At 70.9% G+C, this 320-nt stretch carries 1 protein-coding gene; it reads left to right on the top strand.

All coding sequences use genetic code 11. From position 1 onward, the window contains the following. A partial coding sequence (locus ACZ3HG_RS23270; RefSeq protein ID WP_465334682.1) for a diacylglycerol/lipid kinase family protein occupies positions 1–320 on the top strand: 320 nt, incomplete at both ends.

Raw genomic sequence — 320 nt, 5'->3', positions numbered from 1 at the left:
GCCATCGAGGAGGAGGTGGATGCCGTCCTCGTGGCCGGCGGCGACGGGACCGTCCGCGCCGTGGCCGAGGCCCTCACCTCGACCGGCATCCCGCTGACGATCGTCCCGAGCGGCACCGGCAACCTCCTCGCTCGCAACCTCAACCTGCCGCTGGACGACGCCGACGCGATGATCCGCGCGACGTTCGACGGGAAGGTGCTCGCGACCGACACCGGGATCGCACGGATCCGCCGTGCCGACGGCACCGTCGAAGAGCACGGCTTCGTCGTGATGGCCGGGATGGGCCTGGATGCCGCGATGATCCAGAACACCCGTCCCGA

This window comes from Erwinia sp. PME.40.26/001 (assembly GCF_055556675.1).
The sequence above is the reverse complement of the archived record's forward strand: the minus strand, read 5'-3'. Positions and strand labels throughout refer to the sequence as shown.